The following is a 25,215-nucleotide window of genomic DNA, read 5'->3' as shown; positions in this document are numbered from 1 at the left end:
CCAGGAGCCGTACAGGGCCCGTTCGCGCTCGACGAGCAGCGGCAGCGGCTCGGATGCGGTGACCAGCTCCCGCAGCGGATGACGGGCCAGGATCTTCTCGATCTCGGGCGTGAGGGCGGCGGCCAGGCGCCAGGGGGCGGGCCGTTCCTCGTCGCGCAGGGCGGCGACGGCGGTCAGCAGGATTTCCCGTTTCTTTGCCTTCGGGACCCCGGCGGCGGCCCGTTCGTAGAGCCGGGCACCCTCCTCCAGGACCAGCTCCGTGTCGATGCCCGCCGGGATCTTGATCTGGGCGTGGTGGCGCCAGGTGGTGACCGGATCTCCCCATGCCTCGACCTGGTAGGTCCAGCGGCCGGGTTTCCCGTCGACGGTGACGGTGGCGCCCCAGCGGTCGGTGCCGGGGGCCAGTTCCCGCATCGGGGTCCAGGGGCCCGGTCGGCCCTTCGGGTCCTTCAGCACCACGTTGGCGGCGACGGCGTCGTGGCCCTCGCGGAAGACGGTGGCGGTGACCTCGAACGACTCCCCGGTGACCGCTTTGGCGGGCCGGCGCCCCTGCTGGACCAGCGGGCGGACGTCGAGGACGGGTATGCGGCCGACGGCGGTGGCCTCGTCCGCGGGGGGCGGCGCGCCGGGTGACGTGCGCCGGGTCGGAGGTGCTGGGGAATGGTGCGTGGCGGGCATGACCGCTCCTGTCCGCGGCAACGAGGGTGTGGGCGGATGGGTGGTGGGGAGGTGGGTCCTGCGGGGTGTACCTGGAGTTGTACCGCTGCCTGGTGTCAGTCCTGTGTCCGTGGGGTGTACCGGAGGAGCCTTCCCACCCTATTCGGGTGGGCAATCCGGCACTCTGTTAACTACTCAGCCGTATGTCTACGCACAAGACCGGTCCCGTTTCCCGACGCACGGAGCCGGTGGCGATCCGGCCCCGCACCGGACGACTTCCCGCTCCCGGCCCCCGCAATCAGGGGACTTGGCGACCGGCGCGTCGACGGTGCCCGGCCGGACCCGGCGACGGGCCGGAGGGACACAGCCGCGAACATGGCCTGATCGCGACCAGGAGAAGGCACCGGGGCGCCGTTCAGGCCGAAGCGGGGGTCTGGGGGCGGCAGCCCCCCAGCGGTACCCCGACACCGGTACTGTCTGACAGACGCCGAGCCGCACACCGCCGTACGGCTCTCACCGCGAACGCGAACTGCACGAGGTGGAATGTGAAGGCGATCCGTCGGTTCACCGTCCGTCCCGTTCTCCCCGACCCCCTCCGTCCACTCAGCGACCTGGCCCGCAATCTGCGCTGGTCCTGGCACGCCGAGACCCGTGACCTCTTCCAGGCCGTCGACCCCGAGCGCTGGGCCGCCTCGGAGGGCGACCCGGTGCGGCTGCTGGGCAGCGTGCCGCCGGCCCGCCTCGCCGAGCTGGCCGGTGACCGCCGCTTCCTGCGCCGGCTGACCGCGGCCGCCGACGACCTGGGCGACTACCTGACCGGCGACCGCTGGTACCAGACCGGGGAGCGGGCCGCCGAACTCCCGGCGGCCGTCGCCTACTTCTCCCCCGAGTTCGGCATCACGGCGGCCCTGCCCCAGTACTCCGGCGGTCTCGGCATCCTCGCCGGCGACCACCTCAAGTCCGCCAGCGACCTGGGCGTCCCGCTGATCGGCGTCGGCCTGCTCTACCGGCACGGCTACTTCCGGCAGACCCTGTCCCGGGACGGCTGGCAGCAGGAGCACTATCCCGTCCTCGACCCCAACGAACTCCCCGTGGCCCTGCTGAAGGAGGCCGACGGCACCCCGGCGCACGTCTCCCTCGCGCTGCCCGGCGGCAGACTGCTGCGCGCCCGTATCTGGCTGGCCCAGGTCGGCAGGGTGCCGCTGCTGATGCTGGACTCGGACGTGGAGGAGAACGACGTCGGCGAGCGCCAGGTCACCGACCGGCTCTACGGCGGCGGCAGCGAGCACCGGCTCCTCCAGGAGATGCTGCTCGGCATAGGGGGCGTGCGGGCCGTACGGACGTACTGCCGGCTCACCGGCCACCCCGAGCCGGAGGTGTTCCACACCAACGAGGGCCACGCCGGCTTCCTGGGACTGGAGCGGATCGCCGAACTGGTCGCCACCGGACTGGACTTCGACTCCGCGCTGGAGGCGGTCCGGGCCGGCACGGTCTTCACCACCCACACGCCCGTCCCGGCCGGCATCGACCGCTTCGACCGCGAGCTGGTCGCCCACCACTTCGGGGCCGACGCCGAACTTCCCGGGATCGAGGTCGACCACATCCTCCGGCTCGGCATGGAGACCTACCCCGGCGGCGAGCCCAACCTGTTCAACATGGCCGTGATGGGGCTGCGGCTCGCCCAGCGCGCCAACGGGGTCTCGCTGCTGCACGGCAACGTCAGCCGGGAGATGTTCTCCGGGCTCTGGCCGGGCTTCGACCCCGACGAGGTGCCGATCACCTCGGTGACCAACGGGGTGCACGCCCCGACCTGGGTGGCCCCGGAGGTGGTCCGGCTGGGCGCCCGGCAGCTCGGCGACCGCCGGACCGAGGAGGCGCTGACCGTCGGCGGTCCCGAGCGCTGGGACGCGGTCGCCGAGGTCGCCGACCAGGAGATCTGGGAGCTGCGCCGCAGCCTGCGGGAGCAGCTGGTGCTGGAGGTACGGGACCGGCTGCGGGCCTCCTGGCGCCAGCGCGGCGCCGGCACGGCGGAGCTGGGCTGGATCGACAACGCCCTGGACCCGGACGTCCTCACCATCGGGTTCGCCCGCCGTGTCCCGTCCTACAAGCGCCTCACGCTCATGCTGCGCGACCGGGACCGGCTGATGGAACTGCTCCTCCACCCGGACCACCCGATCCAGGTCGTGGTGGCCGGAAAGGCGCACCCGGCCGACGACGGCGGCAAGCGGCTGGTGCAGGAACTGGTCCGGTTCGCCGACGATCCGCGGGTGCGCCACCGGATCGTCTTCCTGCCCGACTACGGCATGGCGATGGCGCAGAAGCTGCTGCCCGGCTGTGACATCTGGCTGAACAACCCGCTGCGCCCGCTGGAGGCGTGCGGCACGAGCGGAATGAAGGCGGCGCTCAACGGCGGCCTCAACCTCTCGGTGCTGGACGGCTGGTGGGACGAATGGTTCCAGCCGGACTTCGGCTGGGCGATCCCGACGGCGGACGGCGCCGGCACCGATCCCGACCGCCGGGACGACATCGAGGCGGCCGCGCTGTACGACCTGCTGGAGCAGCGGGTGACCCCGCGCTTCTACGAGCGCGGCCGCAGCGGTCTGCCGGACCGGTGGATCGAGATGGTCCGGCAGACCCTGACCCTGCTGGGGCCCAAGGTGCTGGCGGGCCGCATGGTCCGGGAGTACGTGGAGCGCCTCTACACCCCGGCGGCCCACGCCCACCGGTCGATGACCGCGGACACGGCCCGGGAACTGTCCGCCTGGAAGGGCAGGGTGCGGGCGGCCTGGCACGGCGTCTCGGTCGACCACGTGGAGACGGCCACGCCCACGGCCACCGCCGAACTGGGCACCACCCTCGTGCTGCGGGTCCGCGTCCGCCTCGGCGACCTCGGTCCCGACGACGTGGAGGTCCAGGCGGTCTCCGGCCGGGTCGACCCGGAGGACCGCATCACGGACGCGACGACCGTCCCGCTGAAGCCGGCCGCCGGCCCGGACCTGGAGGGCCACTGGACCTACGAGGGCCCGCTGTCCCTGGACCGCACCGGTCCCTACGGCTACACGGTCCGCATCCTCCCCTCCCACCGCCTGCTGGCGTCCGGCGCCGAGCTGGGGCTGGTGACGGCTCCGGCCGAGGGCGCGGTGGAGGGGGCGGGGGTGCTGCTGCGGTGAGGTCCCCGGGGGCGGGCGGTCTCCGTCCGTCCCCGTCTCCGTCCGCCGTTCGTGCGGCGCCCGCACGCCCGTGGGGCCGTCCGTCCCGTCGTCAGAATTCCGGCGCCGGGTCCGCGCAGAGGCGGCGCAGCACCTTGCCGCACCTGCGCGCGTACGCCTGCTGCAGCCCCCGGGTCGCCGGGCCGCCCGCGCGCGCGTACCACCGGGCGGGCCTGCTGAACGCCGCGACCGTGAGCCAGACCGTGCCGTCGCCCGTGCGGTCGACCACGAAGGCCTCCTCGCCGCTCTCGGGGTGGCCGGCGAGGGTGCCGTAGGCCCAGCCCGCGCGCCGGGACTCCTCGGCCGTCCAGACGACCCGGCAGGGAGCCTTGATGAGCCCGGCCAGGGTGACGGTGACGTCGACGCCGGGGGCCGCCCGCTCGGCGGCGGCCTCGATGCCCACGCCCAGGGCGCGGTGGAGTTCCCAGGTGAGGACCGCCTCGGCGGCCCGGTGGAAGACTTCCTGGCCCTCGCCTATGCGCGTGCGCACGTGCAGCGGGTGGAAGCCCGGCGGGCAGGCGGCGAGGTTCTCGCGGGTGGCGCCGACCGGCTCGTAGGTGAAGGACATGGGAGAGAGCGTAGGGCGGGCCCCCGGGGCAGCTGCTCCCCGGGGGCCCGCCCGTAGCGCTCGGCGCGCGGGGTCAGCTGACGTTGACCGCCGTCCAGGCCGCCGCCACCGCGTTGTACTCGGTGGAGCCGGAGCCGTACAGCGCGGCCGCCGCGGACAGCGTGCCGGTGCGGGCCGACTTGTAGTTCGTGGTCGACGTGAAGTACGTGGTCAGCGCCTTGTACCAGATCTGCAGCGCCTTGGCGCGGCCGATGCCGGTGACGGTGGAGCCGTTGTACGTCGGCGAGTTGTAGCTGACACCGTTGATCGTCTTGGAACCGCTGCCCTCCGAGAGGAGGTAGAAGAAGTGGTTCGCGACGCCCGACGAGTAGTGCACGTCGAGGTTGCCGACCGAGGAGGACCAGTAGTCGGCGCTGCCGCCGTCCTTGCTGGGCTTGTCCATGTAGCGCAGCGGGGTGCCGTCGCCGTTGATGTCGATCTTCTCGCCGATGAGGTAGTCACCGGGGTCCGAGGCGTTGTTGGCGTAGAACTCCACGCCGGTGCCGAAGATGTCCGAGGTGGCCTCGTTCAGGCCGCCGGACTCGCCGCTGTAGTTGAGGCCGGCGGTGTTGGCGGTGACACCGTGGCTCATCTCGTGGCCGGCCACGTCCAGCGAGGTGAGCGGGTGCGTGTTGCTGTCGCCGTCGCCGTAGGTCATGCAGAAGCAGCTGTCGTCCCAGAAGGCGTTGACGTACGAGCTGCCGTAGTGGACGCGGGAGTAGGCGCCGACGCCGTTGTTCTTGATGCCGCTGCGGCCGAAGGTGTCCTTGTAGAAGTCCCAGGTCTCCTGCGCGCCGTAGGCGGCGTCGGCGGCCGCGGTCACGTCGGTGCTGGAGCTGGAGGCGGTGCCGGTGCCCCACGTGTTGGTGGTGTTGGTGAACAGGGTGCCGGTGCCGGAGCTGGACGTGTGCTTCAGGTTGTACGTCTTGTGGCCGCCGCGGGAGGCGTCGGTCAGCGAGTACGTCGAGCCGGACAGCGTGGTGGTGAGGCTGACCGTGCCCGAGTACAGGGTCTTGCCGGTGCCGGTGGCGTTCTCGATGCCCTGGTACTCGAAGAGCTTCTTGCCGGTGGCGGCGTCGGTGATGACGTGCAGCTGGTTCGGGGTGCCGTCGTCCTGGAAGCCGCCGACGACCGTCTCGTAGGCGAGGACGGGGGTGCCGGAACCGGCCCAGATCACCTTGCGGGCGCCGTCGGCGGCCGACTTGGTGGAGCCGAGGGTCCTGGCGACGCTCAGCGCCGCCTTCTCCGCCTTGACGGTGCTGATCTGCGGCTTGAGGGAGGCCACCTTGATGGCGGCCTTCGTCGCCCTGGTGACGCCCTCGGTCTTGCCGGCCTTCGAGGTGTGCACGACGAGGTCGCCGCCGAGGACGGGCAGGCCCGCGTAGGTGCGCTCGTAGCGCGTGTGCACCGTGCCGTCGACGTCCTTCACGACGTCCTTGACGACCAGCTTCTCCTTGGCGCCGAGGCCTATCTCCTGAGCGGTCTCGGCGACGTTCGCCTGCGCCTTCTGGATCAGGGCGGTGCGGGCGGAGTTGGAGAGCAGAGTGGGTGCGGCGGCCAGCGGCTGCTTCGCGGCGGCGGTGGCGTTGGTGGTCAAGCCCGTGGTGAGGAGGGCGCCGGCGGCGACAGCGGTGGCGATGGCGAGCGTGGTGCGCTTGTGACGCGCGTAGAGGGGGCTCACTCAAGCTCCTTCAGGATGTGGGGAGTGCGGGGCGGTGTGGGGTTACCGGCCCGACTGTGGGGTGGTGAAGTTGCTGTGCTGTGCGACGGGTGAAGGAAGAGTGACATCAAGGTCGCGTACATGTCAGGACCCTGAAGTGATGTTGGCCGAAAAGCAGGTGTTGGGTGAACATTGCGGCCGTGTAAAACGGGCGCCGCCCGAGGGGATGTCCCCCTGGACGGCGCCCGGTGCGCACCTGTGTCACCTGTGCTTACGGGAAGGTCAGCTTCCACCCGTTGATCGTGCCGACGTCCTGCGCGGCCTGGTCCTGGACCTTCAGTTTCCAGGTGCCATTGGCCGATTCCGATGAGGCGTTCACCGTGTAGGTGTCCGTCACGTCGTCCGCGGAGTCGGACGAGCTGAAGTTCTTCAGGCGGTACGACGTCCCGGACGGACCGACGAGGTCGATCACCAGGTCGCCGCGCCACGTGTGGCTGATATTCGGCGTTACCTGGAGGTTGTTCGGCGCGTTCCCGGTGCGGCCGGAGACCGTGATCGACGAGGTGACCGCGGGCCCGTTGTCCGGGATCGACACCGGCGTGTTGCTCTCGTACGAGGTGCCCGTACCGCCGCCACCGCCGCCGGAGCGCGAGCCGACCGCGACGGCCGCCCAGGCGTCCTGCACCGCCTTGTACTCGGTGCTGGTGGTGCCATACAGCTCGCCCGCCGCGGCGAGGGTGCCGGTGCGGGCGCCCGCGTAGTTGGTGGTCGAGGTGAACTTGGTGGTGAGCGCCCGGTACCAGATCTGCAGCGCCTTGTCCCGGCCGATGCCGGTGACCGGAAGCCCGTCCTTCGTGGGCGAGTTGTAGCTGACGCCGTTGATGACCTTGGCGCCGCTGCCCTCGCTCAGCAGGTAGAAGAAGTGGTTCGCCACACCGGACGAGTAGTGCACGTCGAGGCCGCCGACCGAGGAGGACCAGTAGTCGGCGCTGCCGCCGTCCTTGCTGGGCTTGTCCATGTAGCGCAGCGGGGTGCCGTCGCCGTTGATGTTGATCTTCTCGCCGATGAGGTAGTCGCCGGGGTCGGAGGAGTTGTTGGCGTAGAACTCCACGCCGGTTCCCATGATGTCCGAGGTGGCCTCGTTCAGGCCGCCGGACTCGCCGCTGTAGTTGAGGCCGGCGGTGTTGGAGGTGACACCGTGGCTCATCTCGTGACCGGCCACGTCGAGGGCGGTCAGCGGGTCCGCGTTGCCGGAGCCGTCGCCGTACGTCATGCAGAAGCAGCTGTCGTCCCAGAACGCGTTCACGTACGAGTTGCCGTAGTGGACGCGGGAGTAGGCGCCGACGCCGTTGTTCTTGATGCCGCTGCGGCCGAAGGTGTTCTTGTAGAAGTCCCAGGTCACGGCGGCCCCGTAGTGCGCGTCGGCGCCCGCGGTGGCGGCGTTCGAGGTGGTGCCGTTGCCCCAGGTGTTGCTCGACTGGGAGAACAGCGTGCCGGTGCCGGACGTCCCGTGGTTCAGGTTGTACGTCTTGTGGCCGCCGCGGTCGCCGTCGGTCAGGTTGTACGTCGAGCCCGACTGGGTCGTCGACAGCGACACCGTCCCGCTGTACTGGGTGTTGCCGGTGCCGGTGACGTTCTCGACGCCCTGGTACTGGAAGAGCTTCTTGCCGGTCGTGGCGTCGGTGATGACGTGCAGCTGGTTGGGGGTGCCGTCGTCCTGGAAGCCGCCGACGACCGTCTCGTAGGCGAGGACGGGGGTGCCGGAGCCGGCCCAGATCACCTTGCGGGTGCCGTCGGCGGCCGACTTGGTGGAGCCCAGCGTCTTCGCGGTGGCGAGGGCGGTCTTCTCGGCGCTCGCCGCGCTCCTGGCCGGGGTGAGGCCGGCGACCTTGAGGGTGTGGCCGTTCGCCTTGATGACCCGCTCGGTGGCGCCCGACTTCGCGGTGTCGACGATCAGGTCGCCGCCGAGCACCGGGAGGCCGGCGTAGGTGCGCTCGTAGCGGGTGTGCAGGGTGCCGTCGGCGTCCTTGACGACGTCCTTGACGACCAGCTTCTCCTGGGCGCCGAGGCCTATCGCCTTGGCGGTGGCGGCCCGTGCGGCGCTCGCGTCGCGCAGCAGTTCGGCGCGCTGCGAGGGGGAGAGCCGGACGGCCGCGTGGGCCGGGTTGGCCCGGCCGGTCTGCGGGGCGGCCGGGGCGGCGCTGGCGGCGCCCGACTGGACGGCGGCCGTGATCAGGGCGGTGACGCCCGCGAGGGCGACGGCGGCGGTGCGCCGGTACGCGCGGTGGGGGGTGTTGTGGGGGGTGCGTCTGCGAGAGGAACTGCTTCTCAACACGGACTCCTTCTGCGTGGCCGCGGGTCGCACGGCCAGGGGAGATCCGGACGGCGGGTGGGCCGGCCGGGCAGAACTCGGCGGAACGCGGAACCATGTGCGGGTGCAGTGCAGTGCAGTGCAGTGCCGGGCTCGACAGCAGCGGTGGGGTGACTCTGTGGGGTTGCTGTGAGTCGGCCGTGGGAAGAGTGGCAGCAGAAAACGCCACCTGTCAGGACCGCGTCAGGAACTTGGCCGGAAATCGTCCGTTGACCGGATGTTCATGTTCGGTATGCGGAATGTTGAGGGGGTGTCCAGGGGGGTGGGGTGCTCGGCCGCGGGGCGGCGGCTCAGGGCGCCTTCTCGCCGTGCCAGGTCGCCCACAGCGCCGCGTACGCCCCGCCCGCCGCCACCAGCTCCTCGTGCGTGCCGAGTTCGGTGAGCAGGCCGTCCTCCATCACGGCCACCCGGTCGGCGTCGTGGGCCGTGTGCAGCCGGTGCGCGATGGCGATGACCGTACGGCCTTCGAGCACGGCGGCCAGGGCCCGCTCGGTGTGCCGGGCGGTCGCCGGGTCCAGCAGCGCGGTCGCCTCGTCCAGGATCAGCGTGTGCGGGTCGGCCAGCACCACGCGGGCCAGCGCCAGTTGCTGGGCGCGTGAGCCGTCGACGGCCGCACCGCCCGTGCCGCCGCTCGTGCCTCCGCCCGCACCGCCCGTGCCGCCGCCCGTGCCGAGCGGGGTGTCGAGGCCCGCGGGCAGGCCGCGCACCCAGTCGTCGGCGCCGACGGCGGCCAGCGCCGACCACAGGCCGGCGTCGGTCGCGGCCGGGTCGGCGATCAGCAGGTTGTCCCGGACCGTGCCGAGGAAGACGTGATGCTCCTGGGTGACCAGCACGATCTGGCGGCGCAGCCGCTCCGGTTCCAGTTCCGCGACCGGCACCCCGCCCACGGTCACCGTGCCCGAGCCCGGCGCGTCGACGCCCGCCAGCAGCCGGCTCAGTGTCGTCTTCCCGGCGCCGGACGGGCCCACCACCGCCAGCCGTTCCCCGGGCCGCACCGTGAGGTCCACCCCGCGCAGCACCTCGCCGCCGCGCTCGTAGGCGTACCGCACCCCGCGCACGTCGATCCGGTCGTCCGCCGGTGCGGGCGCCGCGCCGTCCAGCGTCGCCCGCGGGGCCTGCGCCAGCCCCTCCACGCGCGCGAACGAGGCGCTGCTCGACTGGAGTTGCTCCACCCGCATCAGGATCTGGTCCAGCGGTTCCGTGAACTGCCGCAGATACAGCGCCGCCGACACCGTCACGCCGACGCCGGCGTGCAGCAGTCCGCCGATCAGCAGCACCCCGGCCACCGGCACCGTGTACGACACCTCGACGGCCGGGAAGAACACGGTCCGCAGCCACAGGGTGTAGAACCGGGCCTTCCGGTTGGTCTCCAGCGCGTTGCGGCTCGCCGTGATCCGCTGCTCCTGGAGCCGGAACGCCTCCACCGTGCGGGCGCCCGCCACCGTGGCCGTGACGACCTCCGCGACCCCGGAGGTCGTCGCGCCCTCGGCGAGATAGCCGTCCCGGGCCCGGCGCAGGTACCAGCGCAGCGCGAACCAGACCGGGGCCAGCCCGAGCACCCCGAACCCGGCGAGCACCGGGTCCAGGACGAACACCGCGCCCATCACGAACAGCGCCTGCACGGTGTTGACCAGCAGCTCGGGGCCTGCGTCCCGCAGGGTGGTGCCGACGGTGCCCACGTCGCCCGTGCCGCGCGCGGTCAGGTCGCCGGTACCGGCCCGCTCCACGACCGACGCGGGCAGGGCGAGGGCGCGGTCCACGAACTCCTCGCGGACGCGGGCCAGGGTGCGTTCGCCGAAACGGTGGCCGAGGTAGCGGGCGGTGCGGGCGAGCAGCAGCTGGGCGAGGGAGCAGAGCAGGATCCACCGGGCGAGGTGGTCCACGGCGCCGACTCCGTGGCCGGCCCGTACCTCGTCCACGATCCGGCCGACCAGCCACGGGCCGGCGAGACCGGCGCCGGCGGCCGCGGCGTTCAGCAGCAGGGCGGCGGCGAACGGGCCGCGGTCCGCCTTCACCAGGCGGAGGGTGGCCCGGCGTACGTCGGCGCGGCCGGCGACCGGCAGCTGGCCCGTGGTCACCGTACGACCTCCTCGTCCTCCGTGTCCCGGGCCACGAGGGCCCGGTATCCGGGTGCGTGGTCGAGCAGCCCCTCGTGGGTGCCGGTCGCGGCGACCTTGCCGTCGACCAGGAAGAGCACGTCGTCGGCGTGGGCCAGCACCAGGGGGGAGGTGGTGGTGAGGAGGGTGGTGCGGCCGTCGCGGGCGGTGCGGAGGCGCTCCGCGACGAGGGCCTCGGTGAGGGCGTCGAGGGCGGAGGTGGGTTCCACGGCGAGCAGGACCTCGGGATCGGTGAGCAACGCCCTCACGAGGCGGATGCGTTGACGTTGCCCGCCCGAGAGGTTGCGGGCCTGGGCGGAGAGTTCGGAGTCGAGGCCGAGGGGGAGGGCCTGGACGATGTCGTCGGCCGCGGCCGTGTGGAGGGCTTGGGTGAGGTGCGCGTCAGCAGGTGCGGCTCGGGGTGCGTCGGCGGGTGCGGCGCCGCTGTGGCTGATCGCGCAGTGCCCCGCGCCCCTGTGGGGCGCGTCGTGGGCGCCCCTTTCATGCGGTCCCGCACCGATCGCATCGCGCAGGGCGCCGGCGAACAGGTCGGCATCGTTGTCGGCCACCAGGATGCGGGCGCGCACCTCCCGGAGCGGTACGGCGTCCAGACGTACCCCTCCCCAGGTCACGTCCGAGGGGGTGTAGCGGCCCAGGCGGTCCACCACCGCTCCTGCCTCTGCCGGGTCGGCGCTCACCAAAGCTGTCAGGCGGCCGGGGCGGACCCGTACGCCCGACTCCGGGTCGTGGAGCACGGCCGGGTCGGCCGGGGGCCGCTGGGTGCCCTCGTCCGGTTGCGGCTCGTGGCGCAGCAGGCGGACGACCCGGCGGGCGGCCACCACGCCCCGGCTGAGCTGGTAGCCCATGTCGAGGAAGAAGGCGACCGGGCCCACCAGGACCGCGACATAGCCGTAGACCGAGACCAGCTGGCCCACCGTGATCTCGCCGCGGGCCGCCATGCGGGCCGCGAGCCAGGTGACCACGGCGAGGAAGACCGTCGGCAGCCCCATGCCCAGGGCCTGGACCCAGCTGGCGACCGCGCCCACCCGGTACCCCTGGGCCCGCAGGTGCTGGGAGTCGCGGCGGAAGGCGTCCGCGAACAGCCCCTTCCCCCCGAGGCCGTTGAGGACGCGCAGGCCGCCCGCGAGGTCGCCGATGCGGGCGGTCAGCACGCTCTGGCGTTCCCGGTACTCGGTCTCCCTGCCCTGCAGCCGCCTGGCCAGCGGGCCCGCGATCAGGGCCACCACCGGCACCCCGAGCAGCACCACACCGGTCAGCAGCGGCGAGACCGTCAGCAGCAGTCCTGCCACCACCGCGTACACCACGACCGCGCCCACCCCCGGGCCGACCACGGTCAGCGCCTGGGCGATGGTGTGCACGTCGGAGACGCCGATGGTGACGATCTCCCCGGCGTCGGCCCGGCGCGGCAGTTCGGCGCCGAGCCGTACCGCCTGCCCGACGACCACCTTGACGGTGCGGAAGTAGGCGTCCATCCGCACCCGGGTCATGGTGCGGTGGCGCATGATGCTGAGCCAGGCGTTGACCGCGCCGAGGAGGAAGATCGCCGCCGTCCAGCCGGCCAGCACCGCCATGCGGCCCGGCACCAGGCCGTCGTCCACGGCCCGCGCCATCAGGTACGGCGTCCCGGCCATCAGCGTCAGCCAGACGCTGCCCAGCAGCGCCCCGGCGAGCGAGCGCCCCGGCTGACAGGCCACCAGCCACCACAGATACGACCACCCACCGCGCGCGTCGGGCGTACCCGGCTCCTCGTACGCGTCGATCACCCTGCGCACCCCTGTTCTGTCGGCTACGCCAGACTGTCCCGCCACGCGCGGTGCAGATCCGCGAAGCGGCCGGTGCCTGCGATGAGGGCGGACGGGGGGCCGTCCTCGACGATGCGGCCGTGCTCCATGACCAGTACCCGGTCGGCGATCTCCACGGTGGACAGCCGGTGCGCGATCACCACCGCCGTACGGCCCTTGAGGACGGTCGCCATCGCGCGCTGCACGGCCCGTTCGCCGGGGATGTCCAGGGAACTGGTCGCCTCGTCGAGGATCAGCACCGCCGGGTCGGCCAGCAAGGCGCGTGCGAACGCGACCAGTTGGCGCTGTCCGGCCGAGATGCGCCCGCCGCGCTTGCGGACGTCCGTGTCGTAGCCGTCGGGCAGCGCCGCGATGAACTCGTGGGCGCCGATGGCCTTGGCCGCCTGCTCGATCTCCTCGCGGGTGGCGTCCGGGCGGCCGATGGCGATGTTCTCGGCGACCGTGCCGGAGAACAGGAACGCCTCCTGGGTGACCATCACGACCCCGCGCCGCAGTTCGGGCACGGTCAGCTCGCGCAGGTCGACGCCGTCCAGGAGGACCCGGCCGTCGGAGGGGTCGTAGAAGCGGGCGAGCAGTTTGGCGAGCGTGGACTTGCCGGCGCCGGTGGAGCCGACGACCGCGACCGTCTGCCCCGCCGGGAGGGTGAGGTCGAAGGTGGGCAGCACCTCGCCGCCGGTGCGGTAGGCGAACCGGACGCCGTCGAAGACGACCTCGCGGCCGGGGAGTTCGGTCACCGGCGGGGGCAGTTCCCGCGGGACCGAGGGCTCCGGGACGGACGGCGTCTGGGCGAGCAGGCCCGCGATCTTCTCCAGGGAGGCCGCGGCCGACTGGTAGGAGTTGAGGAACATGCCCAGGCGGTCGATCGGGTCGTACAGCCGCCGCAGGTAGAGGACGGCGGCGGCCAGGACACCCAGTTCCAGCGAGCCGGACGCCACCCGGTAGGCCCCCCACAGCACGATCACCGCGACCGAGGTGTTGGCGACCAGCCGGGAGCCGACCACGTACCGCGCCATTTCGAGGAGCGCGTCGCCGTTCGTGCGCTCGTGGCGGCGGTTCAGGACGGCGAACTCGGCGTCGTTGGCGGCCTCCCGGCGGAACGCGCGCACCGGGCGGATGCCGTTCATCGTCTCCACGAACTTCACGATCACCGCCGCGATCGCCGTGGACCGCGCCTTGTACACCCGCACCGCGCGCCGCTGGTACAGCCGGACCAGCAGGTACAGCGGGACGAAGCTGGCCACCGCGACCGCGCCGAGCCCCAGGTCCAGCCAGAGCAGCATGGCCGAGATGTAGAGGAAGGAGAGGATGACCGTGACCAGTTCCTGCAGACCCTCGGTCAGCAGTTCGCGCAGCGACTCGACGTCCGTGGTGGAGCGGGAGATGAGCCGGCCGGACGTGTAGCGCTCGTGGAAGTCGATGCTCAGCGCCTGCGCGTGCCGGAAGATGCGGCCGCGCAGATCGAGCAGGACGTCCTGGTTGACGCGGGCGGAGGCCCTGACGAACGCGTACTGGAGGCCGCCGGAGAGCACCGCGCTCAGGCCGTAACCGGCCGCCACCGCGAACAGGGGACCGTGGTCGTGGCGGCGGAACGCCGGTACGGCCGTGTCGATGGCGTACGCCACCAGCAGCGGGCCCGCCTGGACCGCCGCCTGCTGGAGCAGCAGCAGGAGCGTGGTCACGGCGACCCGCGCCCTCATGGGGGCGAGGAGCGAGCGCAGCAGCGTGGCCGTGGCGCCCGGCGGGGTGGGCAGGACGTCCCGGTCGAAGGGGTCGCCCGGTCCGGCGGTGGGCTTCGGACCGGTGAGTTCGTCGTCCTCGTCGGGCGCGGGGAGGGAGGTGGCTGCGGTCATCGGCGGTGATCCTCCCCGGACATCAGGTGGGCGTACTCGGCGTTGCTGCGCAGCAGTTCGTGATGGGTGCCGACGGCGGTGACCCGGCCGCCGGAGAGCAGGGCGACGCGGTCGGCGAGCAGGACGGTGGAGGGGCGGTGGGCGACGATCAGCGCGGTGGTGTCGGCGAGCACGTCGCGCAGCGCCGCCTCCACGGCGGCCTCCGTGTGCACGTCCAGGGCGGAGAGCGGGTCGTCCAGCACGAGGAAGCGGGGGCGGCCGACGACCGCCCGCGCGAGCGCGAGGCGCTGGCGCTGGCCGCCGGAGAGGCTCAGGCCCTGCTCGCCGACCTGGGTGCCGGTGCCCTGGGGGAGGGCGTGCGCGAAGTCGGCCTGCGCGACGGCGAGGGCGCGGGCCAGCTCGGGTTCTCCGGCGCCGTCCGCGGCTCCCATGAGCACGTTCTCGCCGACGGAGGCGGAGAACAGGGTGGGCTCCTCGAACGCCACGGCCACCAGGGAGCGGAGTACCTCGCGGGGCATGGCGGTGATGTCCACGCCGTCGAGCGTGATCCGCCCGGAGGTGACCTCGTGCAGGCGGGGGATGAGCGCCGTGAGCGTGGTCTTGCCGCTGCCGGTGGCGCCGACCAGGGCCATGGACTCGCCGGGGCGGATGTGCAGGTCGACGCGTTCGAGGGTCGGGGCGGAATCGGGGGCGGCGTCGGGGTAGCGGAAGGAGACGGAGTGGAAGCGGATGCCGTCGGGTTCGGGGGCCGGTCCGTTGTCGGGTGCGGCGCCGTGGTGGCTGGTCGCGCCGTTCCCCGCGCCCCTTACGCCAGGGGCCGGTCGAGGAGCGCCCCGCAGGGGCGCGGGGAACTGCGCGCTCAGCCCCCGCGCACCCGCACCCGACAACGAACCGGCGTCCTCCTCCACCGCGTCCTCCTCCACCGCGTCCCGCACCTCGAAGTACCGCTCGGTGGCCGTGGCGGCCTCCTGACTCATCGCCAGCAGGAACCCGATCGACTCCACCGGCCATCTCAGCGCCAGTGCCGTCGACAGGAACGCCACCAGCGTCCCCGCGCTCAGCTCGTGCTCCGCGACCTGGATCGAACCCCACAGCAGCGCCGCCCCGATCGCCACCTCCGGCAGGGTGACGATGACGCCCCAGATCATCGCCAGCATCCGCGCCTTGCGCAGCTCCGTGCCCCGCAGGGTCCGTACCAGTTCGCGGAACGCGTGCGCCTGGCTGCGGTGGCGGCCGAAGCCCTTGATGATGCGGATGCCGAGCACGCTCTCCTCGACCACCGTCGTCAGGTCGCCGACCTGGTCCTGGGCGAGCCGGGCGACGTCCGCGTACCGCTTCTCGAAGATCACGCAGGTCCAGATCACCGGGATCGTGGGCCCGAGGATGACCAGGCCCAGCGTCCAGTCCTGGGCCAGCATGATCAGCACGCCGACGAGGATCGTCACCCCGTTGACCAGGAGGAAGGTCAGCGGGAAGGCGAGGAACATGCGCAACAGCATCAGGTCGGTGGTGGCCCGGGAGAGCAACTGGCCGGAGGCCCAGCGGTCGTGGAAGGCGACCGGCAGGCGCTGGAGGTGGCCGTACAGGTCCGCCCGCATGCCCGCCTCGACACGGGACAGCGGCCGGGCGACCAGCCAGCGGCGCAGGCCGAAGAGGAGCGCCTCCGCGATGCCGAGCAGCAGCAGGTACAGCGCGCCCAGCCACACCCCGGCCGGGTCGCGGTCCGCCACCGGGCCGTCCACCATCCACTTGAGGACGAGGGGGATGACGAGCCCTGTGCAGGAGGCGACGATCGCCACGAACGCGGCGACGGACAGCCGCACCCGCACCGGCCGTACGTACGGCCACAGGCGCAGCAGGGTGCGGACGGCGGAACGGTCCTTGGTGGTTGCACGTGTCGGAGGCATCAGGGGCGAGCCTACGGATCGCCACTGACAACGCCCACCGAGTTTTGGCCGGACCGGAATCCGTCGCTGGTCCTACGACCTGCGCGTTCGAGGCATCGTACAGGTGGATGCGGGACATCAGCCGATCGGTTGATGCCAGGACGAGCGGGGCGGGCGATGCGGCGGGCCGGGTCCGGACGGGACCCTCGGAGCATGCCAACCGTCATCGAAGTGACAGACCTGCGCAAGTCCTACGGCGGTCGCGCCGTCGTGGACGGGGTGAGTCTCGCCGTCGAGGAGGGCGAGATCTTCGGGATCCTCGGGCCGAACGGGGCCGGCAAGACCACCACCGTGGAGTGCGTGGAGGGGCTGCGGACGCCGGACGGGGGACGGGTCCGGGTGACCGGGCTCGATCCGGTCGCCGACCACGAGAAGGTCTCCCTCGTGCTCGGCGCGCAGCTCCAGCAGAGCGAGCTCCAGGCCAAGCTCACCGTCCGCGAGGCCCTTGAGCTGTACGCCTCCTTCTACCCGAACCCGCTCGACTGGGCGCCGCTCGCCGAACGCCTCGGCCTCGCCGACCGGCTCGCCACCCGGTTCGGCAAGCTCTCCGGCGGTCAGCGGCAACGCCTGTTCATCGCCCTCGCGTTGATCGGGAACCCGCGGGTCGTCGTCCTCGACGAGCTGACCACCGGACTGGACCCGCGGGCCCGGCGGGACACCTGGAAGCTGATCGAGGACGTCCGGGACCGCGGGGTCACCGTTCTCCTCGTCACCCACTTCATGGAGGAGGCGCAGCGGCTCTGCGACCGGATCGCGGTGATCGACAAGGGTCGGGTGGCCGCCCTGGACACCCCGGCCGGGCTGATCCGCCGCAGCGCCGGCGCCACCGTGATCAGCTTCACCCCGTCCGCCCCCCTGGACGACCACGACCTCGCCGCCCTCCCCGCCCTCGCCTCGGTCGCGCGCAAGGACGGCCGGATCACGCTCTCCGGCACCGACGAGACCGTCAACGCCGTCATCACCCTGCTCGCCCGGCACCGCGTCACCGCGCACCAGCTCCGGGTCGTGGACGCCACCCTCGACGACGCGTTCCTCGACCTGACGAAGGAGGAAGCAGCATGAACACCGCCGTCCTGCGCACCGAGTTCCGCCTGTTCCGCCGCGAACCCGGCGCCGTCTTCTGGGTCTTCCTGTTCCCGACCCTGCTGCTGGTGATCCTCGGTTCGATCCCGTCGTTCCGGGAGGCCGACACGTCCCTCGGCGGGCTGCGCCCGGTCGACGCGTACGTGCCCGTCGCCGTGCTGATCGCCCTGATCATGTCCGGGGTGCAGACCCTGCCCCAGGCGCTCACCGGCCACCGGGAGCGGGGCATCCTGCGGCGGATGCGGCTCACCCCCGTACGGCCCGGCGCGCTGCTGTCCGCGCAGATGACGGTGCAGGGCACGGTCGCCCTCGGCTCGGCGCTGCTGGCGCTCCTGGTCGGCCGGCTCGCCTTCGACGTACGGCTGCCCCGGCAGCCCGGCGGCTACCTGCTGGCCCTGCTGCTCGCGGCCGCGGCCGCCCTCGCCCTCGGCTCCGTCGTCTCGGCGCTGTCCCGCACCACGAGGATCGCGGGCGCGATCGGCTCGGCGGTGTTCTTCCCCATGATGTTCTGCGCGGGCGTCTGGATCCCGGTCCGGGAGATGCCGCACGCCATGGCCCGGGTGGTGCAGCTGACGCCGTTCGGCGCGGCGGCCCGTGCCCTGGACCAGGCGGCGGCCGGCCACTGGCCCGGCTGGGCGCACCTCGGCGTGCTCGCCGCCTGGACGATCCTGCTGACCGCCGGGGCCGCCCGCTGGTTCCGCTGGGAGTAGGCGGCCCGTGCAGACTGGGGACATGAGCGCGGTGGACACGCGGATCGAACGCCGCTGGGAGCAGTTGCACACCTGGGGGCCGTACGGGCTGCTCGGTGTCAGTGTCGTCCCCGCCCTCGCGACCGCCGACCCGCACGCCGGTCCGGCCAGGTGGTACTCCGCCTGGGCCCTGATCGGTGCCGCACTCGCCCTCCAGCTGTGGTGGCACAGCACCCGGCCCGGCGGGCCCGACCGCCGCCGCACCCCGTCGCGGGCCGGCACCGTGTACTACGTCGTCCGCTGGGGGCTGGCCTTCGCCCTCACCTGGCTCAACCCGTTCTTCGCGTTCTACGCCGCCGCCGGGTACATGGACGCCGACGAGACCCTGCCCGGCAGGTGGCACCGGCTCGGACTGTTCGCGAGCGCCGTCGTCGTGGCCGGTGCGCAGGCCGGCGGAATGCCGTTCGGGAGCCTGGTCCAGTGGACTGTCTTCGCCGTGCTCCTGGTGGTCAACTCCGCCCTGCAGTTCGTGGTGGGCCATCTCACCGAGGAGGAGACGCGGCGGTCCCGCGAGCGCACCGAGACCATCGCCGCCCTGCGGCAGGCCCTCGCCGAGAACGCGGCCCTGCACGCCCAGCTCCTGGTCCAGGCGCGGGAGGCCGGGGTCGCCGACGAACGCAGGCGGCTGGCCGCCGAGATCCACGACACCATCGCCCAGGGCCTGGCCGGGATCATCGCCCAGCTCCAGGTCGTCACCAACACCCCCGATCCGGAGGTGGCCGAGGAGCACGTGGGCCGGGCCCTGGCGCTGGCCCGGCACAGCCTGGGGGAGGCCCGCCGCTCCGTGCACAACCTGGCCCCCGTGGCCCTGGAGCACGACGGGTTGCCCGAGGCGTTGCAGAAGACGGTCGCCGAGTGGAGCGAACGGACCGGTGTCCGCGCCGACTTCACCGTCACCGGCACCGCCGAGCACCTGCACGAGGAGGTCGCGGCCACCCTGCTGCGCATCGTCCAGGAGGCCCTCTCCAACGCCGCCCGGCACGCCCGCGCCTCCCGCGTCGGCGTCACCCTCTGCTACCTGGGCGACTTCCCGGGCGGCGAGGTCATCCTCGACATCCGGGACGACGGCACCGGCTTCGACCCGCTCGCCGTGCCCGCCCGCAGCCGGGCCGGCGGCTTCGGCCTGGACGGCATGCGGGCCCGCGCCGAACGCATCGCCGGCTCCCTGACCGTGGAGTCCGAACCGGGGCTCGGCACCGCCCTGTCGGCGCGCGTACCGTTGGTCCGCCATGACACCTGAGTCCCCGATCTCGCTGCTCATCGTCGATGACCACCCCGTGGTCCGCGACGGGCTGCGCGGCATGTTCGAGTCCGCGCCCGGCTTCACGGTCCTCGGCGAGGCGTCCGACGGCGCCGAGGCCGTCACGCTCGCCGGCACCCTGGATCCCGACGTGATCCTGATGGACCTGCGGATGCCGGGCGGCGGCGGGGTCGACGCCATCCGCGAACTCACCCGGCGGGGCGCCCGCGCCCAGGTCCTCGTCCTCACCACGTACGACACGGACTCCGACACCCTGCCCGCGATCGAGGCGGGCGCGACCGGCTACCTGCTCAAGGACGCCCCGCGCGAGGAGCTGTTCACCGCCGTCCGCGCCGCCGCCCAGGGTCGCACCGTCCTCTCCCCGGCCGTCGCCTCCCGCCTGGTCTCCGCCGTCCGCACCCCCGGCGCCCCCGCCAACGAACCCCTCTCCGCCCGCGAACGCGAAGTCCTCACCCTCGTCGCCCGGGGCACCTCCAACCGCGAGATCGCCCGCGAGCTCTTCATCAGCGAGGCCACGGTGAAGACCCACCTCACCCACCTCTACGCCAAGCTGGGCGTCAACGACCGCGCGGCGGCGGTCGCGGCGGGGTACCAGCGGGGAATCCTCGGGTGACCCGTCATGGCCGGCTGACCCGTCGTGGCGCCCCTCAGCCGGCCACCCTCAGCAGCAGCACCGCCCGTGCCGGCACCGTGATCGTCGTCCCGGCCTCGTGCACCACCCCCGGCTCGGCGCCCTGTTCCTCCAGGGACGTGTCCACCAGCACCTCGTAGCGCTCCGCCCACGGCGGTCCGGGCAGGACGAACCGGACCGGGCGGTCGCCGGCGTGCAGGACCGTCAGGAAACTGTCGTCCAGGACCGGGGCGCCCCGCTCGTCGCGGCCCGGGATGTCCCGGCCCGAGAGGTACATGCCGAGGGTCGCGGCCGGCGCGTACCAGTCGCCCTCCGTCATCTCCGTGCCGCGGGCCGTGAACCAGGCCAGGTCGCGCAGCCCGTCCGCCGAGTGCGCGCGCCCGGAGAAGAAGGCGCGGCGGCGCAGCACCGGGTGGCGGTGGCGCAGCCGGATCAGGCGGGAGGTGAGGTCGAACAGCGGCCGCCAGGCCGGGTCGTCCAGCAGACTCCAGTCCAGCCAGCTGATGTCGTTGTCCTGGCAGTAGGCGTTGTTGTTGCCGCGCTGGGTGCGGCCCAGTTCGTCACCGGCGACCAGCATCGGCACGCCCGTCGACAGCAGCAGGGTGGTCAGCAGGTTCCGCAACTGGCGCCTGCGCAGCGCCCGTACGCCCTCGTCGTCGGTCTCGCCCTCCGCCCCGCAGTTCCAGGAGCGGTTGTCACCCGAGCCGTCGCGGTTGTGCTCGCCGTTCGCCTCGTTGTGCTTGTGCTCGTACGACACCAGGTCGCGCAGGGTGTAACCGTCGTGCGCGGTGACGAAGTTGACCGAGGCGTAGGGGCGGCGGCCGCCCCAGGCGTAGAGGTCGCTGGAGCCGGAGAGGCGGTAGCCGAGGTCGCGCACGTCCGGCAGGGCGCCGCGCCAGAAGTCGCGGACGGCGTCGCGGTAGCGGTCGTTCCACTCCGTCCACAGGGGCGGGAAGGCGCCGACCTGGTAGCCGCCCGAGCCCACGTCCCACGGTTCGGCGATCAGCTTGACCCGGCGCAGCACCGGGTCCTGGGCGATCACCGCGAGGAAGGGGGAGAGCATGTCGACGTCGTGCATCGAGCGGGCCAGCGCGGCGGCGAGGTCGAAGCGGAAACCGTCCACGCCCATCTCCGTCACCCAGTAGCGGAGCGAGTCGGTGATGAGCCGCAGCACGTGCGGTCGGACCACGTGCAGGGTGTTGCCGCACCCCGTGTAGTCGGCGAAGCGCCGGGCGTCGTGGTCCTGGAGCCGGTAGTAGCCCCGGTTGTCGATGCCCTTCAGGGACAGCGTCGGGCCCAGCTCGCCCGCCTCCGCGGTGTGGTTGTAGACCACGTCGAGGATGACCTCGATCCCGGCCGCGTGCAGCGCCCGCACCATCCGCTTGAACTCGCCGACCTGCTGTCCCGTCGTACCGGAGGCGGCGTAGGCCGCGTGCGGGGCGAAGTAGCCGATGGAGTTGTAGCCCCAGTAGTTCTTCAGGCCGCGCCGGAGCAGGTGGTCCTCGTGGGCGAACTGGTGGACGGGGAGCAGCTCCACCGCCGTGACGCCGAGGCCGACCAGGTGCTCGATCGCGGCCGGGTGGGCCAGTCCCGCGTACGTGCCGCGCAGCTCCTCGGGTATCCCGGGGTGCAGTCTGGTGAAGCCGCGCACGTGCAGTTCGTAGATGACGGAGTCCGCCCACGGGGTCTTCGGGCGGTGGTCGTCCGACCAGTCGTCGTCATCGTGGACGACCACGCCCTTGGGGACGAACGGCGCCGAGTCCCGGTCGTCGCGGACGGTGTCGGCGACCTGCTGGTCCGGCCAGTCCCGGACGTGCCCGTACACCTCGGGCGGCAGCGCGAACTCGCCGTCCACCGCCCGCGCGTACGGGTCCAGGAGCAGCTTCGCCGGGTTCCAGCGGGCACCGGTCCACGGGTCCCAGCGGCCGTCGACGCGGTAGCCGTACCGCTGTCCGGGCAGCACACCGGGGACGAACCCGTGCCAGATCTCGTGCGTGAGTTCGGTCAGCGGGATGCGGGTCTCCCGCCCCTGCTCGTCGAAGAGGCACAGCCGGACCGCCTCCGCCCCGGCCGCCCACAGCGCGAAGTTGGTGCCCGCCACCCCGTCCGGACCCACCCGGAACCGGGCGCCCAGCGGTGTCGACGCCCCCGGCCACGCCGACGGGACGGGCAGCGCCGTCCCGGTCACGGCGGGCCCGTCCACCGCGGGGGCGGGCACCGCGGCGCCGTCCGCCCGCGGGGCCCGCGCCCGTGCCCCCTGCTGCTCGGCTGCGCTCGTCACCTGTCGGCCCCTTTTTGTGTCCCGCGGCTCGCCGACCACCGGGGCGCACGCACCCGCGTCCGAGCGGCCGACGGCGCCCGGACTCCCGGTCCCGGGCACGGTCGGCGGCTCCCTACGGACGTGTCCGCGACGGCTCGCGCGCGGGCACGGCGGCTCCCCAGCTCGTCGTCCTTCCCTCTGTTCTGCCCAGTGCCGGCGTCGCACTCACGTTTCCCAGGGGCATGCCCGCTCGTTGAGCCGCGCGTGAGGCATGCACAAGGGCGCGCACGGCGCGCGGGGGCCGCGTTGACCGCGGTACTGACATGGGCGGGGCTGCTGGCGGGAGCCGCCGGCTGCTCCTCGGACAGCACGGACGGGCTCGGCATCGACCGCGTGCTCGGCGGTAGACCCCCGGCACCCGCGGACGTCATCCGCGTCTCCCCGGACGACGGCACCAAGACCGTACGGCCCGGCGACCGGCTGACGGTACGCGTGCCGAGCGGTCACCTGGAGTCCGTCAGCGTCGTCAGATCCCAGGACGCCCAGGACTCCCCGGTCCCCGGCCACATCGCCGCGGACGGCAGGAGATGGCGGCCCGACGACCCGAAGCTCGCGCTCGCCGCCAAGTACACCGTCGACGCGGTCGCCGTGGACGGCGAGGGCCGCCGCTCCGCCCGCCACACCACCTTCACCACGCTCGTCCCCGGCGAACGCTTCATCGGCTACGTCACCCCCGAGAACCGGGCCACCGTCGGCACCGGCATGATCGTCTCCCTCGCCTTCAGCCGGGACGTCGACAACCGCGCCGCCGTCGAACGCGCGATCTCGGTCACCGCACGGCCCGCGGTCGAGATCCGCCCGCACTGGTTCGGCAAGAACCGCCTCGACTTCCGGCCCGAGCGCTACTGGCGGCCCGGCACGGTCGTCACCGTCGGCCTGAACCTGCGTGACGTCGAGGGCGCCCGCGGTGTCTACGGCCTGCAGTCCAAGACGTTCACCTTCACCGTCGGCCGCAGCCAGGTCTCCCTCGTCGACGCGGCCGCCCACACCATGGAGGTCCGCCGCGACGGCGCGTTGCTCGCCACCGTGCCCATCACCGCGGGCGCGCCCGCGCACACCACCTACAACGGGAAGATGGTGGTGATGGAGATGCACGACGTGACGCGCATGAACAGCCGCACGGTCGGCTTCGGCGGCGAGTACGACATCCCCGACGTCCCGCACGCCCTCAAACTCACCGACTCCGGCACCTTCCTGCACGGCAACTACTGGGCGCCGGACGCCCCCGGACACGTCAACGTCAGCCACGGCTGCGTGGGTCTGCGCGACGTGAAGGGCGGCAGCTCGGACACGCCCGCGGGCTGGTTCTACGACCGCAGCCTCATCGGTGACGTGATCGAAGTCGTGAACAGCCAGGACAAAATGGTCGCTCCCGACAATGGCCTCGGGGGATGGAACATGGGGTGGAAGGAGTGGAAGGCGGGCAGCGCGGTCAAGTAACCAGGTGGGAGGCGGTCCCGTGGGGGCGGGAAGTTGCGACTCAACGGTGACATTCGCCCAACACCAACCTCAAAACCCTGCGGTTACGATGCGCCAATGCGCGCGGCTGACGCGCCAGGGTGGGCCTGACCTGGCCCTGGGAGGGGAGTACGACTGTGAACGAGCGGCCGATATCGGGGGCGTCGGTTCGGGGGGCGTCGGTTGGGGGGACGCGGAGGAAGCAGGGCATGGCGGTCGTCGCCGGCGTGCTGCTCATGGCCGTCACCGCCTGCGGCGGGGGCGGCTCCTCCGCCAAGGGGGCGGACGGCGGCGACGGCAAGGCCAAGGACGCCACCACCCAGGCGAGCAAGCAGTCCGTGGCCACCGTCAGCATCAGCCCCAAGTCCGGTGCGACCGGCGTGGACACCAGCGGGGCGCTCAAGGTCACCGCGGCCAAGGGCAAGCTGACCGACGTCGAGGTCAAGGACGCCAAGGGCAAGGAGATAGCCGGGGCGATCGCGGCGGACGGCGCCAGTTGGACGCCCGCCACGCACCTCGCCAACTCCACGAAGTACACGGTGCACGCGGTCGCCAAGGACGCCGACGGCCGTGAGGCGGCGGAGGACTCCAGCTTCACGACGCTCACCCCGAAGAACACGTTCATCGGCTACTTCACGCCGGAGGACGGTTCCACGGTCGGCGTCGGCATGCCGTTCTCCATCCACTTCACCCGGGGCATCACCGACCCGGCCGCGGTGGAGAAGGCGATCACCATCAAGACGGAGCCCGCGGTCGACGTCGAGGGCCACTGGTTCGGCAACGACCGGCTCGACTTCCGCCCCGAGAACTACTGGAAGTCCGGCACGAAGGTCTCCGTCTCCCTCAACCTCAACGGCGTCGAGGGCCGTGACGGCGTCTACGGCGAGCAGGCCAAGACCGTGAAGTTCACCATCGGCCGCAACCAGGTGTCCGTCGTCGACGCCAAGAAGCACACCATGAAGATCATGCAGGACGGCAAGGTCGTGAAGACCCTCGCGGTCACGACCGGCAAGCCGGGCTACGACACGTGGAACGGCCAGATGGTCATCAGCGAGAAGCTGCGCGTCACGCGCATGAACGGCGAGACGGTCGGCTACGGCGGCGAGTACGACATCAAGGACGTCCCGGACGCGATGCGGCTGACCACCTCCGGCACCTTCATCCACGGCAACTACTGGGGCGGCGACGCCTTCGGCAACTACAACGCCAGCCACGGCTGCGTCGGCCTGCGCGACATCCGGGGCGGCGGCGACCGGTCGGTGCCGGCCGCCTGGTTCTTCGACCACTCCATCATCGGCGACGTGGTGACGGTGAAGAACTCGCACGACCGGACGGTGTCGCCGGACAACGGCCTCAACGGGTGGAACATGTCCTGGGCCGAGTGGACCAAGTAGTCCGTCGGCCGGCGGGTGCGTGGGGGCTGGTCGCGCCCGCGCGCCGGCAGCCGCACATCGATACGGCCCCACGCCCCTGAGGCAGGGGGCGTGAACGCCC

The 25,215-nt window shown here is 72.5% G+C and carries 16 protein-coding genes; 7 read left to right on the top strand and 9 right to left on the bottom strand.

All coding sequences use genetic code 11. From position 1 onward, the window contains the following. The coding region (locus AB0M11_RS25095) for a maltotransferase domain-containing protein (protein WP_365709118.1) at positions 1-678 on the bottom strand (678 nt) is incomplete at its 3' end. 524 nt (positions 679-1,202) lie between these two features. On the opposite strand from AB0M11_RS25095, the gene AB0M11_RS25090 reads away from it, so the two are divergent. After that, positions 1,203-3,827: a glycosyltransferase family 1 protein gene (locus AB0M11_RS25090; protein ID WP_365709116.1), complete on the top strand. Its 2,625-nt coding sequence runs from the start codon at positions 1,203-1,205 to the stop codon at positions 3,825-3,827. Positions 3,828-3,918: 91 nt separating this feature from the next. On the opposite strand, the gene AB0M11_RS25085 is transcribed toward AB0M11_RS25090, so the two are convergent. The 7 genes from AB0M11_RS25085 to AB0M11_RS25055 all read right to left on the bottom strand — a co-directional run bounded on the left by AB0M11_RS25085 (position 3,919) and on the right by AB0M11_RS25055 (position 16,180). After that, on the bottom strand, positions 3,919-4,434 hold the full coding sequence (locus tag AB0M11_RS25085; RefSeq protein ID WP_365709114.1) for a DUF1990 domain-containing protein: 516 nt from the start codon (positions 4,432-4,434) through the stop codon (positions 3,919-3,921). Positions 4,435-4,507: 73 nt separating this feature from the next. Next, positions 4,508-6,154: a M4 family metallopeptidase gene (locus AB0M11_RS25080; RefSeq protein WP_365709112.1), complete on the bottom strand. Its 1,647-nt coding sequence runs from the start codon at positions 6,152-6,154 to the stop codon at positions 4,508-4,510. A gap of 250 nt (positions 6,155-6,404) precedes the next feature. After that, positions 6,405-8,465 (bottom strand): M4 family metallopeptidase, encoded by a 2,061-nt coding sequence (locus tag AB0M11_RS25075; RefSeq protein WP_365709110.1) that lies wholly within the window; start codon positions 8,463-8,465, stop codon positions 6,405-6,407. 329 nt (positions 8,466-8,794) lie between these two features. Beyond that, positions 8,795-10,582 (bottom strand): ABC transporter ATP-binding protein, encoded by a 1,788-nt coding sequence (locus tag AB0M11_RS25070; protein WP_365709108.1) that lies wholly within the window; start codon positions 10,580-10,582, stop codon positions 8,795-8,797. Then, positions 10,579-12,384, bottom strand: a complete 1,806-nt coding sequence (locus AB0M11_RS25065) for an ABC transporter ATP-binding protein (RefSeq protein WP_365709106.1) — start codon at positions 12,382-12,384, stop codon at positions 10,579-10,581. Before AB0M11_RS25065 ends, AB0M11_RS25070 begins: the two co-directional genes overlap by 4 nt. 23 nt (positions 12,385-12,407) lie before the next feature. Further along, the gene (locus tag AB0M11_RS25060; protein WP_365709103.1) at positions 12,408-14,273 is read right to left on the bottom strand and encodes an ABC transporter ATP-binding protein; all 1,866 of its coding nucleotides are present in this window, start codon (positions 14,271-14,273) and stop codon (positions 12,408-12,410) included. After that, positions 14,270-16,180, bottom strand: a complete 1,911-nt coding sequence (locus AB0M11_RS25055; RefSeq protein ID WP_365709101.1) for an ABC transporter ATP-binding protein — start codon at positions 16,178-16,180, stop codon at positions 14,270-14,272. The genes AB0M11_RS25060 and AB0M11_RS25055 overlap by 4 nt, the downstream gene beginning before the upstream one ends. Before the next feature lie 192 nt (positions 16,181-16,372). On the opposite strand from AB0M11_RS25055, the gene AB0M11_RS25050 reads away from it, so the two are divergent. Genes AB0M11_RS25050 through AB0M11_RS25035 form a run of 4 tightly spaced genes read left to right on the top strand, consistent with a single transcriptional unit; the run spans position 16,373 to position 19,925 of the window. Further along, entirely contained in the window at positions 16,373-17,281 is a 909-nt protein-coding gene (locus AB0M11_RS25050; RefSeq protein WP_365709099.1) for an ABC transporter ATP-binding protein, read from the top strand. Further along, positions 17,278-18,012: an ABC transporter permease gene (locus AB0M11_RS25045; RefSeq protein WP_365709097.1), complete on the top strand. Its 735-nt coding sequence runs from the start codon at positions 17,278-17,280 to the stop codon at positions 18,010-18,012. Before AB0M11_RS25050 ends, AB0M11_RS25045 begins: the two co-directional genes overlap by 4 nt. Positions 18,013-18,034: 22 nt before the next feature. After that, a complete protein-coding gene (locus tag AB0M11_RS25040; protein WP_365709095.1) occupies positions 18,035-19,291 on the top strand; it encodes a sensor histidine kinase in 1,257 nt (418 codons plus the stop codon). Continuing rightward, a complete protein-coding gene (locus AB0M11_RS25035) occupies positions 19,281-19,925 on the top strand; it encodes a response regulator transcription factor (protein WP_365709093.1) in 645 nt (214 codons plus the stop codon). The genes AB0M11_RS25040 and AB0M11_RS25035 overlap by 11 nt, the downstream gene beginning before the upstream one ends. Before the next feature lie 34 nt (positions 19,926-19,959). On the opposite strand, the gene glgX is transcribed toward AB0M11_RS25035, so the two are convergent. Further along, on the bottom strand, positions 19,960-22,131 hold the full coding sequence (gene glgX, locus AB0M11_RS25030) for a glycogen debranching protein GlgX (RefSeq protein WP_365709122.1): 2,172 nt from the start codon (positions 22,129-22,131) through the stop codon (positions 19,960-19,962). 336 nt (positions 22,132-22,467) lie between these two features. On the opposite strand from glgX, the gene AB0M11_RS25025 reads away from it, so the two are divergent. Then, entirely contained in the window at positions 22,468-23,703 is a 1,236-nt protein-coding gene (locus tag AB0M11_RS25025) for an Ig-like domain-containing protein (RefSeq protein ID WP_365709091.1), read from the top strand. Positions 23,704-23,930: 227 nt separating this feature from the next. Beyond that, on the top strand, positions 23,931-25,115 hold the full coding sequence (locus tag AB0M11_RS25020; RefSeq protein WP_365709089.1) for an Ig-like domain-containing protein: 1,185 nt from the start codon (positions 23,931-23,933) through the stop codon (positions 25,113-25,115). Positions 25,116-25,215 lie beyond the last annotated feature (100 nt).

The sequence above is a fragment of the Streptomyces sp. NPDC051987 genome, from assembly GCF_040680735.1.
In the GTDB taxonomy this organism is placed as follows: Bacteria; Actinomycetota; Actinomycetes; order Streptomycetales; family Streptomycetaceae; genus Streptomyces.
This window is presented reverse-complemented; position numbering and strand designations above follow the sequence as displayed.